Annotated in this window: 14 protein-coding genes; 7 read left to right on the forward strand and 7 right to left on the reverse strand. The window is 72.2% G+C overall.

All coding sequences use genetic code 11. From position 1 onward, the window contains the following. Nucleotides 1–288 precede the first annotated feature (288 nt). Nucleotides 289–1,392 carry an acyltransferase family protein gene (locus ACE101_RS16985; RefSeq protein ID WP_379131692.1) on the forward strand — a complete coding sequence of 368 codons (1,104 nt, stop codon included), beginning with the start codon at nt 289–291 and terminating at the stop codon, nt 1,390–1,392. A gap of 85 nt (nt 1,393–1,477) precedes the next feature. Here the strand turns inward: ACE101_RS16985 and ACE101_RS16990 are convergent, their stop codons facing one another. Continuing rightward, a complete protein-coding gene (locus tag ACE101_RS16990) occupies nt 1,478–3,877 on the reverse strand; it encodes a PBP1A family penicillin-binding protein (RefSeq protein WP_379131695.1) in 2,400 nt (799 codons plus the stop codon). Nucleotides 3,878–3,883: 6 nt separating this feature from the next. Continuing rightward, the gene (locus ACE101_RS16995) at nt 3,884–4,228 is read right to left on the reverse strand and encodes a hypothetical protein (protein WP_379131698.1); all 345 of its coding nucleotides are present in this window, start codon (nt 4,226–4,228) and stop codon (nt 3,884–3,886) included. Between the two features lie 151 nt (nt 4,229–4,379). On the opposite strand from ACE101_RS16995, the gene ACE101_RS17000 reads away from it, so the two are divergent. Together ACE101_RS17000 and ACE101_RS17005 are read left to right on the forward strand one after the other, a co-directional pair. After that, nucleotides 4,380–4,520: a hypothetical protein gene (locus ACE101_RS17000; protein ID WP_379131701.1), complete on the forward strand. Its 141-nt coding sequence runs from the start codon at nt 4,380–4,382 to the stop codon at nt 4,518–4,520. 55 nt (nt 4,521–4,575) lie between these two features. Then, nucleotides 4,576–5,028, forward strand: a complete 453-nt coding sequence (locus ACE101_RS17005) for a hypothetical protein (protein WP_379131704.1) — start codon at nt 4,576–4,578, stop codon at nt 5,026–5,028. A gap of 21 nt (nt 5,029–5,049) precedes the next feature. Here ACE101_RS17005 and ACE101_RS17010 read toward each other — a convergent pair whose 3' ends face one another. After that, nucleotides 5,050–5,754: a 2OG-Fe(II) oxygenase gene (locus ACE101_RS17010; RefSeq protein WP_379131707.1), complete on the reverse strand. Its 705-nt coding sequence runs from the start codon at nt 5,752–5,754 to the stop codon at nt 5,050–5,052. After that, a complete protein-coding gene (ada, locus tag ACE101_RS17015) occupies nt 5,751–6,872 on the reverse strand; it encodes a bifunctional DNA-binding transcriptional regulator/O6-methylguanine-DNA methyltransferase Ada (protein WP_379131709.1) in 1,122 nt (373 codons plus the stop codon). The genes ACE101_RS17010 and ada overlap by 4 nt, the downstream gene beginning before the upstream one ends. A 346-nt stretch (nt 6,873–7,218) precedes the next feature. Here ada and ACE101_RS17020 point away from each other — a divergent pair, with 346 nt between their 5' ends. Then, nucleotides 7,219–7,605: a DUF3617 domain-containing protein gene (locus ACE101_RS17020; protein ID WP_379131712.1), complete on the forward strand. Its 387-nt coding sequence runs from the start codon at nt 7,219–7,221 to the stop codon at nt 7,603–7,605. Nucleotides 7,606–7,679: 74 nt separating this feature from the next. On the opposite strand, the gene ACE101_RS17025 is transcribed toward ACE101_RS17020, so the two are convergent. Beyond that, entirely contained in the window at nt 7,680–7,838 is a 159-nt protein-coding gene (locus tag ACE101_RS17025) for a hypothetical protein (protein WP_379131713.1), read from the reverse strand. Between the two features lie 108 nt (nt 7,839–7,946). Next, complete coding sequence (locus tag ACE101_RS17030) at nt 7,947–8,090, reverse strand: hypothetical protein (RefSeq protein WP_379131716.1); 144 nt, start codon at nt 8,088–8,090, stop codon at nt 7,947–7,949. A gap of 180 nt (nt 8,091–8,270) precedes the next feature. Here ACE101_RS17030 and ACE101_RS17035 point away from each other — a divergent pair, with 180 nt between their 5' ends. From ACE101_RS17035 to ACE101_RS17045, 3 genes are all read left to right on the forward strand, one after another. Next, nucleotides 8,271–9,716: an amidase gene (locus tag ACE101_RS17035; protein WP_379131718.1), complete on the forward strand. Its 1,446-nt coding sequence runs from the start codon at nt 8,271–8,273 to the stop codon at nt 9,714–9,716. A 99-nt stretch (nt 9,717–9,815) separates the two neighbouring features. Next, nucleotides 9,816–11,087 carry a PQQ-dependent sugar dehydrogenase gene (locus ACE101_RS17040; protein WP_379131721.1) on the forward strand — a complete coding sequence of 424 codons (1,272 nt, stop codon included), beginning with the start codon at nt 9,816–9,818 and terminating at the stop codon, nt 11,085–11,087. A gap of 285 nt (nt 11,088–11,372) precedes the next feature. Continuing rightward, nucleotides 11,373–12,809, forward strand: a complete 1,437-nt coding sequence (locus tag ACE101_RS17045) for a phospholipase D-like domain-containing protein (protein ID WP_379131724.1) — start codon at nt 11,373–11,375, stop codon at nt 12,807–12,809. Here the strand turns inward: ACE101_RS17045 and ACE101_RS17050 are convergent. Beyond that, on the reverse strand, nt 12,742–13,467 hold the full coding sequence (locus tag ACE101_RS17050) for an endonuclease/exonuclease/phosphatase family protein (RefSeq protein WP_379138745.1): 726 nt from the start codon (nt 13,465–13,467) through the stop codon (nt 12,742–12,744). The two genes, ACE101_RS17045 and ACE101_RS17050, sit on opposite strands and share 68 nt — an antisense overlap. Nucleotides 13,468–13,687: the final 220 nt, after the last annotated feature.

Raw genomic sequence — 13,687 nt, forward strand, 5'->3', positions numbered from 1 at the left:
CCAGCCTCGACAAGAACCTGACATCCGCAATCGATGCGGATGCAAACTCAACTCGAGATACAAGATCAATCATCATCGCCCGCCGCGGCAGAGGGGCGGATTGCACACGCACAAGTTTTATAAGCCAGGTCGATACCAGCAATATCATTGTCCCGGACATCGATCGCTTCACGTCGATCGCGCGCTGGGGCCGATGCGTCGGTCGTCCGGATCGGACGTGTCTTTCGATCCGTCATCATCTCCAGCACCCGCTCTCCGAACAATGCGGCCGTCCGGGTAGGTTCCACCATGACGCACGGCACATCTCTGCAACGGCAGACGCATCTCGACGGGCTCCGCGCGCTCGCCGTCATCCTGGTTCTTCTTGCCCATTTTCCCGTCGCGGATACGAGCGGCCGACTTCAGTCTCTCTGGATGGCGATGAAGGCCGCTCGCCCGGGTTATATCGGCGTCGAAGTCTTCTTTGTTTTGAGCGGGTTTCTCATAACGCGAATTCTGATCGCCGAGCGTGTTCAAGCAGGCTGCATCAACCTTTCCATGTTTTATATAAATCGCGCGCTCAGAATTTTCCCAATATATTATCTATGCGTCATCGTATGCGCGCTGCTGTTCGCCAAGAACATCGGCATGATGCTCAGCCTGGCGACATACACCGTCAATTACTATCATCCCCTGCATCCCGATCCCTATCCCTTGGAGCATGGATGGTCGCTGGCGGTCGAAGAACAGTTCTACGTGCTCTGGCCTTTGGCCGTCGCGCACATCCCCCTGCGCTTGGGCACGATCGTGACCGCCCTGATCATCCCGCTCATCGCCATCGGTGCAGCGATCGGCCTGACGGCAACGCTCGATCCGGAGCTGGCCGGAGCGTACATCTACAAATCCTTGGCCACACAGGCGATCTCGCTGTCGGTCGGCGCCGCCATCGCCTTCCTGTCCTACGAGGGCCGGTCGATTCCGTTCTGGCGATGCGTCGGCCTGAGCGCGCTCGGCGGTGCGATCCTGGTCGGGGATCTGGTCGGGCGCGCCCACGGATCCGTGGCCGCCGGCGGGCGCTACTGGTGCATCGCGCTCGTCGGTTACACGCTCCTGAGTTTCGGCGCCGTCGCCATGCTGACGATCGGCCGGCCGCCACGGCTTCTTGCATCAGGATTGTCGTGGGGTCCCTTGGTCTATCTCGGCCGGATATCGTACGGAATATACCTGTATCACTTGGTCATCCTGTACATGCTGGGCATCAACGAGGCGGCGAATGCCTCGGGAACGGCCCCGGTCACGACGATCGTCGCGGCCCTTCTCCTGACGTTGCTCGTGTCAGGCCTGTCATTCGCATTCATCGAGAGCCGATTCTTGAGGATGAGGAAGTGGGTGACCCGAAGCGATCCGCTTTAGGGCGCTTCCCGCCGAAAGGGATGCCGGTTCGGCGCAAGGAGGCGCGTCAGATCGCATAGCGATCGGGTACCGCCTCTCGGAGCCGTCAGCGCCGCCAGATCCCGATGCGGTTCGAGCGGGCCTGCTCCTCGGCGGCGAGCAGGTCCGGCGTCGCATCGGCGCTCGCCCGGCCGCCGCCGTTGAACAGGATCAGCTCGGACAGGTCCTGGCCGTCGAGGCTGCAGCGATAGGCTCCTCCCTCGGCGGGCTGGCAGGCCACGTCCCGGCGGCGCAGGTAGCGGCCGAGTTCGCGGGCGTTGCGGCCGGAGAGCCCTTCGACGCCGGCGAGCCGCACCGTCTGCCCGTCGACATCGAGGGTGCCGGTGTCGATCACGGACGGGATGCCCCGCAGCGCGCCCCGGCCCGGCCGCGGGTCGGCGTCGGGCTCGACCGCCGCCATCTCGGGCCGCGGCTGCGGCCGCTCCGGCTTCGGGGCCTGCGGCTTGGCGTTGCGCTTGCGCGCCGCCATGGCCTGGGTGACGAAGTCCCGCCAGATCGCCGCCGGCAGGTCGCCGCCGGTGACCCCCTCCATCGGCGTGTTGTCGTCGTTGCCGAGCCAGACCCCGACCACGAGGTCGCCGGTGAAACCGATGAACCACGCGTCGCGGTTGTCCTGGGTCGTGCCGGTCTTGCCGCCGGAGGGCACCGCGACCCGCGCGCCCTTGCCGGTGCCCTCGCGCACCACGGCCGTCAGGAGATCGACCATGCCGGCCCGGGCGGCTGGGTCGCGGGCGGGCGGCAGCGCCGTGTTCGGCCGGGTGTAGAGAATCTGGTCGCGGCTCGCGATCTGCCGGATGGCATAGGGCTCGACGCTCTCCGCGCCCGCCGCCATCGCCGCGTAGGCCCGGGTGAGTTCGAGGAGCGTCGTCTCGGCGGAGCCGAGCGCGAGGCTCGGCAGGTTCGGCATCTCGGACTGGATGCCGAGGCCCTTCGCGGTCTCAATCACCGCCGGGATGCCCACCGCCTCGGCGAGCTGCACCGCCACCGTGTTGACCGAATGCGCGAAGGCGGTGCGCAGGGTGATCGCGCCGCGGTAGCGCCCGCCGTAATTCTCCGGCTCCCACTCGCCGATCTGGGTCGGGCGGTCGACCATCACGGAATCGGGCCGGTAGCCGTTCTTCAGGGCGGTCAGGTAGACGAAGAGCTTGAACAGGGAGCCCGGCTGGCGGCGGGCCTGCGTCGCCCGGTTGAACTGGCTCTCCGCATAGTCGCGTCCGCCCACCATGGCGAGGATCGCGCCGTCCGGGGCCATCGCCACCAGCGCCCCCTGCGAGACCTTGCGGCGCTCCCCGTCCTGGTCGAGGCGGCGGGCGAGCACGCTCTCGGCGATGTTCTGGAGCGTGAGGTCGAGGGTGGTGCGCAGGGCGGCGTCGGCCGGCCCGGCGCCGATCAGCGCCTTGGCTTGGTCCGCCACCATGTCGACGAAGTAGTTGGTGCCGACCGGCGTGTCGGTCGGCACCTGCACGGCGGCCGGGCTCCGGCGGGCGGCCTCGGCCTCGGCGGGCGTGATCGCCCCGGTCTCGACCATGGCCTGGAGCACCTGGGCGGCCCGGCCGCGGGCGCCGTCGAGGTTGCGGTGCGGGGCGAGCTGCGAGGGGGCGCGCACCAGTCCCGCCAGCATGGCGGCCTCGCTCAAGGAGAGGTCGCGGGCGGGCTTGCCGAAGTAGCGCTGCGCCGCCGCGTCCGCCCCGTAGACCCCGGCCCCGAAATAGGCGGTGTTGAGGTAGCGGGTGAGGATCTCCTCCTTGGAGAGCTGCGATTCGAGCCAGAGCGCGAGGATCGCCTCCTGCACCTTCCGCTTCAGGGTGCGGTCCTGCGAGAGGTAGCTCATCCGCACGAGCTGCTGGGTGAGGGTGCTGCCGCCCTCGCGCGTGCCGCCCGCCGCGAGGTTGCGGATGGCCGCGCGCAGGAGCCCGCGCAGGTCGATGCCGTGATGCTCGCTGAAGCGCCGGTCCTCGATGGCGACGATGGCCTGGGCCAGCACCTTCGGCACCTCGCGCGGGCTGAGCTTCGCCCCCTTGATGACGCCGCGGGTGGCGAAGGCCTCGCCGCCCTCGGCCCGCACCACCAGGGCGGAGGCGGTGGGCTCGATCACGAGCCCGCCATTCACCGGCAGCGTCGCGAGGGCGTGGATCACCGTGCCGAGGGCCAGCAGCACGCCGGCCGCGAGCGTCGCGGCGGCCATCCTGATCCAGGGCACCCGCGCGGCGGCGCGCCGCAGGGGCCGCCACGCTTTGGCGCATCCGGCCACGATCCGGCGCGCCGCCGGATGGGCGGTGGCACGAGCGGCTGCCGCATGCGCAGCTGCCTGCGCGGCCGCGAGGCCGGCCCCCGCCCGTTCCCGGGCCACGCGCGCCCGCTCGGCCCAGCCGGGCGGGGGCTCCGGCGCCCCGCCGGGCGCAGGCTCCGGTCCGAGATCGAGCCAGTCGCGGGCGGGGCCGGCCATGCGCGCTCAGCGCCCCGCCGCCTGACGGGGCTCGATCCAGGAGCGCGGCGCCGCCGGGCGGCTGAAATGCAGCGGGCGGGCGCGGTGGTGGCGCCAGTGCCGCCGATGATGCCAATGGCGCCGGTGGTGCCAGTGCCGGCGGTGGTGCCAGTGGCGCCGGTGGTAGTGGTGGCGGCGCCAGTGGCGGTGGTGCCGCCAGTGGCGGTGACGGCGCCAGCGCACGGTCTCGACGGCGGCGGGCTGGTCCAGCGCCACGGTGACCGCGGCGCGCGGAATGAGCGGCGACGCCGCGGCCCAGCCGCAGAGCGCCACGAGAAGGCCGAAAGCCAGCACAAGGGGACGGACGCGCACGCGCACCTCCGGATCGCGGGAGCGGGAATGGAGCCACAACGCCAAGCTCGCCGCTTGCGTTCCGCCCGGCCGTCGGGTCCGCGTCGCGGCCGGTCACAGATCGGCTTCAATCCCGTCGTGTCGTCCGCGCCTTCGTCGCGAGACAGGCGCCATGGGAATCGTGCTGATCTTCTTCACCGTCATCGTCCCGACCGCGATCCTCGGCCTCGCGCTCCTCGGCTGGCACGCGCAACGGACCCGTCGCCCGCCCGCCGAGGGCGAGGTCCACCGCTCGCGCGGCTACCTGCTCTGATGCGACCGAAGCAACCTGCCCAAGGAACCAACCCGCCCAAGGGAGACGACCGACCATGAGGCTGTGCCCGACGCTCGCCCTCGCCCTCTGCGCCTTCGCCGTCCCGGCGGCGGCCCAGCCGCGGCCGAAGGCGCCGCCCCCGCCCCCGAAGGAGGCCGCCCCGCCGCCGGATGCGGGCCTGCTGTTCCCCTGCCGGAGCGAGGCCGAGACCTGCTACGTCGGGGTCGCCAAGGACGGCAAGCTCACCGTGCTCTTCACCAACGATGCCAAGGGCCAGGAGATCTCGGGCAAGCCCCTCGCCGTCACGGGGGAGGGCGCCGGCGCCCCCGATCTCGCCAAGAACGACGGCAAGGTCGTCATGCTGGTCGGCAGCTACGATCCGAAGGCCGGGCTCACCAAGGCCGAGCTGGTCGATGTCGCGAGCCCGCTCCTCGCCTTCGCCATCAAGGCCTCCCTCGGCGGCGGCGAGGACCAGCCCCCGCCCCCGCCGGCGCCCAAGCGGCGATAGGGTGGCAAGGAGCGGCGGCGCTCACGCCGCATCGTGGAAGATGAGGCCGGTGGTGTAGCGCTCGCCCGCGCGCACCCGGCTGACCCCGTGGCGCAGGGCGACCCGGTAGGTCCCCCGCGTGCCCTGGACCGGGCGGTGATGGACCGCGAAGATCACCGCCTCGCCCTGGGCGAGGGGCACCACCTCGGCGCGCGACTGCATCCGCGGGCGCTGCTCGGTGAGCACGAATTCCCCGCCCGTGAAGTCGCGGCCCGGAGCCGAGAGCAGGATCGCCACCTGGAGCGGGAAGACGTGCTCGCCGTAAAGGTCCTGGTGCAGGCAATTGTAGTCGCCGGGGCCGTAGCGCAGCAGGAGCGGCGTCGGGCGCGTCTGTCCGGCGGCGTGGCAGCGCGCGAGGAAGTCCGCATGGCTCGCCGGGTAGCGCACCGCCGAGCCGAGGGCGGCGTTCCAGCGGTCCGCGATCGGGGCGAGCCGGGCGTAGAGGGCCGCGCGCAGGGCGCCGAGCGGCTCGGGCAGCGGATAGGCGTAGTACTTGTACTCGCCCCGCCCGAAGCCGTGCCGCGCCATCACGATCCGGCTGCGGAAGGGAGGCTCCTCCGGATAGAGCGCCCGCAGCCGCGCGCAGGTCCCGGGGTCGAGGAGCGGGCCGGCCGCGGCGCAGCCATGGGCGTCGAGGTCGGCGGTGATCCGCGGCCAGTCGAGCCCCGCGACGGCCGCGTCGCTCACCGGCCGCACTCCAGGGCGAGGCTGCCCTGGGCCTCCGCGCCGCTCCCCGCCTCCCGGGCGAGCAGGTCCCGCTTGCGGGCGATCCCCCAGCGATAGCCGGAGAGCGCCCCGTCGTGGCGCACCACCCGGTGACAGGGGATCGCGACGGCGAGGGGATTGGCGCCGCAGGCCTGGGCGACGGCGCGCACCGCCTTCGGCTCGCCGATCGCCGCGGCGATCTGCGTGTAGCTGGCGGTCTGTCCCGGCGGGATCGCCCGCAGGGCCTGCCAGACCCGCTGCTGGAAGGCGGTGCCGTTGATGTCGAGGGGCAGCTCGAAGCGCGCGGCGGCCGGTGCCTCGACGAGGCCCACCACCTGCGCGACGGTGGCCTCGAAGGCCGCGTCGCCCCCGGTCAGCTCGGCGCGGGGGAAGCGGTCCTGCAGGTCGCGCACCAGAACCTCCGGATCGTCGCCGAGCAGGATCGCGCAGACCCCCTTCCCGGTCGCCGCCACCAGCACGGCCCCGAGCGAACTCTGGGCGATGGCGAAGCGGATCGCCGCGCCCGCGCCGCCCCGCCGGTAGGCGGTCGGGGTCATGCCGAGGCGGGAGGCCGCCGAGGCGTAGAAGCGGCTCGCGGTGCCGAAACCGGCCTCGAAGATCGCTTCCGTCACGGTGCCGGCCTCGCGTAGGCCGGATTCGAGCCGGGCCGCGCGCCGCGCGCCCGCATAGGCCTTGGGAGTCACGCCGGTGATCCTCTTGAAGACGCGGTGGAAATGATGGGGGCTGAAGCCGCTCGCCCGGGCGAGGGCGTCGAGGGCGGGGGGCGTCTCGGCCTCCTCGATCAGCCGGCAGGCCCGGGCCACCGCCTCGGCCTGCCGGGCGGCGAGCCCCGGCTCGTTGGGCCGGCAGCGCCGGCAGGGGCGGAAGCCCGCGGCCTCGGCCTCCGCGCAGCTGGCGTGGAAGCTCACGTTCTCGCGGCGGGCGGTGCGGGCCGGGCAGCTCGGGCGGCAATACACGCCGGTGGTGCGGACCGCGTAGACGAAGGTGCCGTCGGCGGCCGGGTCGCGCCGGCCGAGCGCCGCCCAGCAGGCGGCCTCGTCGGGGCGGATCAGCGGGGGATCGGGATCGGGCAGCTTCATGGGTCGCCTCGCTCGGGTGAGATGGGGCCTCGCGCCCCGTGCTGCCGCCACTCTCGCCCGGAGCGGGGGCCCGCGCATCCCGGCTCTTGCGCTCGAATTCGCGCGGCGCGGGCCGGGAGGAGCGGCGCAAGAAACGGGAAGCCGGCCGCGCCGGCCCTGCCGATGCTGCGGCCGGTGAACGAGGAGACGGTCGATGATGCGGTGGCTCGGCCGGTGTCGCGAAACGGGTCACCGGGTCTGCGACAAGAACCTGCGACACCTCAGGCTGCGAAGCGGACGACGCGCTGGCACGCCGATGCGGGCCTGCCTGGGCGTGGCCGGCGCGGCGCTGGCCGCGGGGAGTGCGATGGCCGAGCCGGTCCGTCTGCGCCCGGGCGCCTATGCGGTGGAGGTCCGCCTCGACCTGCCGCATCTCGCGGAGGCCGGCGCCCGCAAGACCCTGCGCCTGTGCCTCGCGGGGCTGCCGGCCGCAGGCTTTCCGGTCCTGAGCGACAACATGCCGTTCGCCGCGTGCCGGGCGGCGGATCTGCGCCAGGACGGGGACGGGGTGACCTTCGCGATCCGCTGCGAGGGCCGCGCCGCGCCGCAAGGCACGGCGGATTACCGGCTCACGCCGGACGGTTTCGAGGGGCGCCTCGCCCTGCGGCTCGGTGGCAAGAGCATGACCCTGACGGAGCGGCAGACCGGCCGCTGGCAGGGCGATTGTGCGCCGGGAGAGCGGCCGCTGCCGTAAGGGGAATGGCGTTCACGCATCGCCGGACGAGCGGATGCTTCGCGGCGGGGCGCGGGGTTCCCCGCGCGCGCCGGTCAAGATTGGCGGTGCCGCTCGCGCCAGCGCGGGCCGGGGCCGCGCATGTAGTGGAGTTCGGGCCGATACGGGTCGGTCACCGCGGTCAGAACGGAGTGCCATGCCTCGGCGAGGCGGCCAAGAAGCCCCATCAGCATCGCGTCGTCCTCCTGCACCATCGATCCGCAGAGTCCTGAGGCAGGGATCATGCCGCGGGTCCGGTTGCGAATCCGTTGCCGCATCTCGCCCGAGTTCCGGCGCCGTTTCGCGGCCGGAATCGGGTCGGGTCACGGCAGGATTCCGGCGAGCGACAGGGCTCCGGCCAGAATCACGAACAGCGCGGCGGCAAGGCAGTCGAGCGGCACGCTCTCCCAGAGAGCGGACACGCTCGCGGCATCCTGCGAGACCGTCTCGCGGGCGGTCGGGGTCATCGGCACCTCCGGGCGGCCCGGGAGCGGGCCGGCATTTCCTCGTGGGCGGCGCCTCTGCCGGGCGGCCGTCCCAGTCCCAGAACCCTACACCGGAGCGCGGCCGCGCGCAGCCGGACGCCGGCACTCTTGCGGGGGAGGGGCGCAGCGTGCTCCGATCCCGCACCCCTCCAGGATTTCGCGATGACCCCTCCGTCCGATCTCGTCTCCCTGTCCGCCACCGCTCTCATTCGGGCGATCCGCGACCGCAGCGTCTCGGCCCGGGAGGTGATGCAGGCCCATCTCGACCAGATCGCGCGGTTCAACCCGGCCGTCGCGGCCATCGTCTCCCTGCGCGATCCCGCAAAGCTGTTGGCGGAGGCCGAGGCCGCCGACCGCGACCTCGCGGCCGGGCGCTGGCGCGGGCCGCTCCACGGCCTGCCCCACGCGGTCAAGGACACGTCGCCCGCGGTCGGCATGCCCTGGACGCAAGGCTCGCCGCTGTTCCGCGACCGGATGCCGGAGGCGGATGCGCCGCACGTGGCCCGCCTGCGGCAGGCGGGGGCGATCCTGATCGGCAAGACCAACATTCCGGAATTCGGGCTCGGCTCCCACACGGTCAATCCGGTCTTCGGGCCCACCCGCAACGCCTACGATCCGTCCCGGAGCGCGGGCGGGTCGAGCGGCGGGGCGGCGGTCGCCCTGGCCCTGCGCATGCTGCCGCTCGCCGATGGCAGCGACCATGCCGGTTCGCTGCGCAACCCGGCGGCCTGGAACGGCGTGCTCGGCCTGCGGCCCTCGCCGGGCCGGGTGCCCCTGCGGACCGACGAGGTCTTCCTGCCCGATCTCAGCGTGGCCGGGCCGATGGCCCGCTGCACCGCCGATCTCGGCCTCCTGCTCTCGGTGCTGGCGGGGCCCGATCCGCGCCTGCCGCTGTCGATCCAGGAGGATCCCGCCCCCTTCGCCACCCCGCAGGCCCGCGACCTCGCCGGCCTGCGCATCGGCTGGCTCGGCGATTGCGGCGGTCACCTCGCCACGGAGCCGGGCGTCCTCGACCTGTGCGAGCGGGCCCTCGGCGTGATGGCGGAGCGGGGAACCCGCGTGGCCCCGCAGGGCCTCGGCTTCGATCCGGAGGAGCTGTGGCAGGCGTGGCGGGTGCTGCGGGCCTGGCTCGCCGGCGGGGCGCTGGCGCCGCTCTGGCGCGATCCGCGCACGCGCGCCGCCCTGAAGCCCGACGCCGCCTGGGAGGTGGAGCAGGGCCTGAAGCTCGATGCCTTCGCCATCCAGGCCGCGAGCGCCGTGCGCAGCCGCTGGTACGCGCAGGTGCTGCGCCTGTTCGAGACGGCGGACCTCCTGGCACTGCCCGTCGCCCAGACCTTCCCGTTCCCGGTCGAGGAGGCGTGGCCGCGCGCCATCGCCGGGCGGGCGATGGACACCTATCACCGCTGGATGGAGAGCGCGATTCCCGCCACGATGGCGGGCTGCCCGGCGATCAGCCTGCCCGCCGGCCGCAACCCGCAGGGCCTGCCGATGGGCCTCCAGCTGATCGCCCCGCCCCGGGGCGAGGCCCTGCTGCTCGCGGTCGCGGCGTCCTACGAGGAGGCCACCGGCTTCGACCGGGAGGCGCCGCCGGTGCTCGCCGGAGCCTGACGGCGACGAGGCGGCTTGCCGTTCCGCTCCGCTGGTCCATACTTTGCGCGTAAACCAAGAGCGGCCGATCGAATGGGCCGTGGATCCGGGGAGGAAACCATGAGGGTGGCTCTGATGGCGGCGCTCCTTGCGAGCGCTGCGGGCGTGTCGAGCTTGGCCGTGGCCCAGGAGGCCGGCGACACCAAGGCGAAGGTCGACAACCTGGAGAAGTTGCAGGGCTTCAAGTCGACGGGAGTGGCCGAGCCGCCGCCGGTGGCGCAGACGGGCCGGCGCGCCGACGCCGTCACCCGCAACCTGCAGAAGGTCAAGCTGCCGCCGGGCTTCACGATCAGCCTCTACGCCCTGGTGCCGGATGCCCGCGCCATGGCGGTCGGCCCGAATGCCGGCGTGGTCTTCGTCGGCACCCGCAAGTCCAAGGTCTACACGGTGACGGACCGCGACAAGGACCGCGTGGCCGACGAGGTGAAGGTCTTCGCGCCGGGCATCGACTTCAAGATTCCCAACGGCGTCTGCTTCTCGCGGGACGGCGTGCTCACCATCGTCGAGCAGAACCGGGTGCTGGCCTTCCCGGCGGCCGAGTTCTTTTACGAGGGGCCCGACGTGGCCGCCGCCGTGGTGGTCAAGCAGGGCGAGCTGATCCCGACTGCGGAGGAGAGCTACAACCACACCGCCCGCGTCTGCCGGATCGGGCCGGACGGCAAGCTCTACGTCGCCCTCGGCCAGCCCTACAACGTGCCCCCGAAGGAGAAGGCCGACCTCTATGCCAGGACCGGCATCGGCGGCATCATCCGCATGGATGCGGACGGCAAGAACCGCGAGGTCTTCGCCACCGGCATCCGCAACTCCGTCGGCATGGATTTCGCGCCCGACAAGACGCTGTGGTTCACGGACAACCAAGTGGACGGGATGGGCGACGACCAGCCGCCGGGCGAGCTGAACCAGGCGACGAAGCCGGGCCAGAACTTCGGCTTCCCCTGGTACGGCGGCGGCGCGGTGCGCACGGTGGAGTACAAGGACGACCCGGTGCCGCCCGGCGTGGTGCCGCCGAAGGCGGAGCTGCCCCCGCACGCGGCCGATCTCGGCATGATCGTCTACCAGGGCCGGATGTTCCCGGAGAAGTACCGGGGCGGGGTCTTCACCGCCGAGCACGGCTCGTGGAACCGCACCACGCCGATCGGCGCGCGGGTGATGTTCGTCCCGGTCAACAAGGACGGCACAGCCGGCAAGCCCGAGCCCTTCGCGGAGGGCTGGCTGACCGAAGGCGGCGAGTATCTGGGCCGGCCGGTCGACGTGGCGACGCTGCCGGACGGCTCGCTCCTCGTCTCGGACGACACCGCGGGCGCGATCTACCGCATCGCCTACGAGAAGTAGGGCAGGGGCCCGCATCGAGCGGTGACGGACGGGGCGCGGGATCCTCCTTCCGGATGGGAGAGGATCCCGTGCCGGGAACAGTGCCCGTCTCCCCCTCTCCCGGGCGCATGCAGCGCAGGCGGAGTGCGCCGGGGGAAGGGGGAGACGGGAAACGCCGTGTGCCGGCTCGCCTGATCGCGGGGCCGGAACCCCGCATCATTCCCACACATCCTCGCTTGGCAGTGGAAACGCGACCGGGCATCCCCTATCCGCTGATGGCAGCGTCGTCGTGATGGGTCGTCTCGGGTGCAGGAACTGGTCAGCGCGTGGTTCGGATTGCTCAGCGCGATCCGGGTGGAGGGGCTGGCGCTCCTCGGGTTCGTCCTGGCCCTCGCCGTCACCCTGCACGCCCTCCTCAACAAGCGCGAGGTCGGGGCGGCGATCGGCTGGATCGGCCTCGCGTGGCTCTCGCCCCTGGCGGGAAGCGCCCTCTACGCCCTGTTCGGCATCAACCGGGTGCATCGCCGGGCGCGGCGCCTGCCGGTGCTGCCGGTGCGCCAGCCCGGCGTGCCTCAGGCCGAGCCGGTCCTCGTCCCCGAGCCGTTCCGGCCCCTCGAGCGGGCCGGCGATGCGCTGACCCGGCTGCCGCTCACCGGCGGCAACCGGGTGGCGCTGCTGCGCCACGGCGACGAGGCCTATCCGGCCATGCTGGAAGCCATCGCCTCCGCCGAGCACAGCATCGGCCTGTCGAGCTACATCATGCGCGACGACGCGAGCGGCGAGGCCTTCGTGCGGGCCCTCGCCGCCGCCAAGGCCCGGGGCGTCGCCGTCTGCGTGCTCGTGGACGGCATCGGCAGCGGCTACTTCTTCCCCGCCATCTACCGGCGCCTGGAGGAGGAGGGCATCCCGGCCGGCCTGTTCATGCACTCGGCCGTGCCCTGGCGCATGCCCTTCCTGAACCTGCGCACCCACAAGAAGCTCCTGGTGGTGGACGGGCGCATCGGCTTCGTCGGCGGCGTCAACATCGGCGACGAGAACCGGGTCTCGCTGAACCCGCCCGAACCCGTGCGCGACACGCATTTCCGCCTCGACGGGCCGGTGGTCGGGCAGCTCACCCAGGCCTTCGCTCGCGACTGGGCCTTCGTGATGGGCGAGGATCTCGACGGGCCGGCCTGGTTTCCGGGGCTTCCCCCGGCGGGCCGGATCCCCGCCCGGGTCGTCACCTCGGGGCCGGATGCCGACATCGAGAAGATCGAGTTCATGGTGCTGGCCGCGCTTGCCACCGCCCGGCACTCGATCCGGATCGTCACGCCCTACTTCCTGCCGAGCGAGATCCTGCTGACCTCCCTCGCCCTGGCGGCCATGCGCGGCATCGCGGTCGACGTCGTCATCCCGCAGGCGAGCAACCACCGGCTGGTGGATTGGGCGACCCGCGCCCATGTGGGGCCGCTGCTCCGGTCGGGGGTGCGGATCTGGCTCGACCGGCCGCCCTTCGACCACTCGAAGCTGATGGTGGTGGACGACGCATGGTGCTTCATCGGCAGCGCCAACTGGGACACGCGCAGCTTCCGGCTCAATTTCGAGCTGAACGTCGAACTCTACGACCCGGATTTCGCCGCCGAACTCAACCGGCTGCTCGCCGCCAAGATGGAGGTGCAGCTCAGCCGCGACGCCGTCAGGGGGCGGGGGCTGCCGGTGCGCCTGCGCGACGCCGGCGTGCGATTGCTGCTGCCATACCTCTGAGGTCGACCCGGCCGCGCAGATGCGCGATCCGCGGGCGGCCGGAGGGCAGGGTCGCGGGTTCGAGATGCACCACGATCGGCCGGTGGTCGGAGGCGCCGCGCGGCAGCACCGCCGTGTTCCGGCAGGTCAGGCCGCGCACGAGGCAGCGGTCGAGGCGCAGGGGCACGAGGTCGACCATGGCGTGGGTCGGGTGGCGCGGACCGACGTCCCGGAACCCCGGCAGCAGGGCCGGTCCGACGAGGTTGTAATCCCCGAGCACGGCGGCGCGGACCGGCAGGTGCTGCTCGATGCGCCGCAACTGGCGCCGGTTGAGCATCTGCCCGTGCGAGAGATGGACGTTGGCGATGCCGAAGCTGCCGCAATCCAGCACTTGGCAGACGCGATCGACGATGGCGCCGGACGGGATCGGGATGATCCGCGGGGCGCTGAGGAACGGCGTCGGGCTCCACATGGCGAGCCCGTGGATGCGCCGCGGCAGGGGCGCCCAGGCGTAGTAGCCGCCCACCCGCTCCTGCAGTCCCAGGATCTCGGCGGTCGCCTCCTGCATCAGCAGCAGGTCGGGCTTCTCCTGCTCGATCAGCGCCGCCACGGCCTCCACGGTCGCGCCAGTCCGCCGCAGCAGGTTCCAGCTGATGATCTTGCGGGGGGCGCGGTGCATGGGGACCTGGATGGGCTCCCCGCCGACCGGCAGGAGGTGAGGGTGATTCAGCATGGCTCCTTGCAGGCCAGGAATATGCCACGACGATGGCATGGCCATTCACGGAGATACGCACGCGACGCGGGGCAGGCCCCGACCATACGCCGATCGGCGCGCGGACGGAACCGCCCGGCCGTCAACCGCCAGGGCGAGCGCGCCGGCGCGCGTGCCCTGGTTTTCT

It is taken from the genome of Methylobacterium carpenticola, from assembly GCF_042748905.1.
GTDB lineage: Bacteria > Pseudomonadota > Alphaproteobacteria > Rhizobiales > Beijerinckiaceae > Methylobacterium > Methylobacterium carpenticola.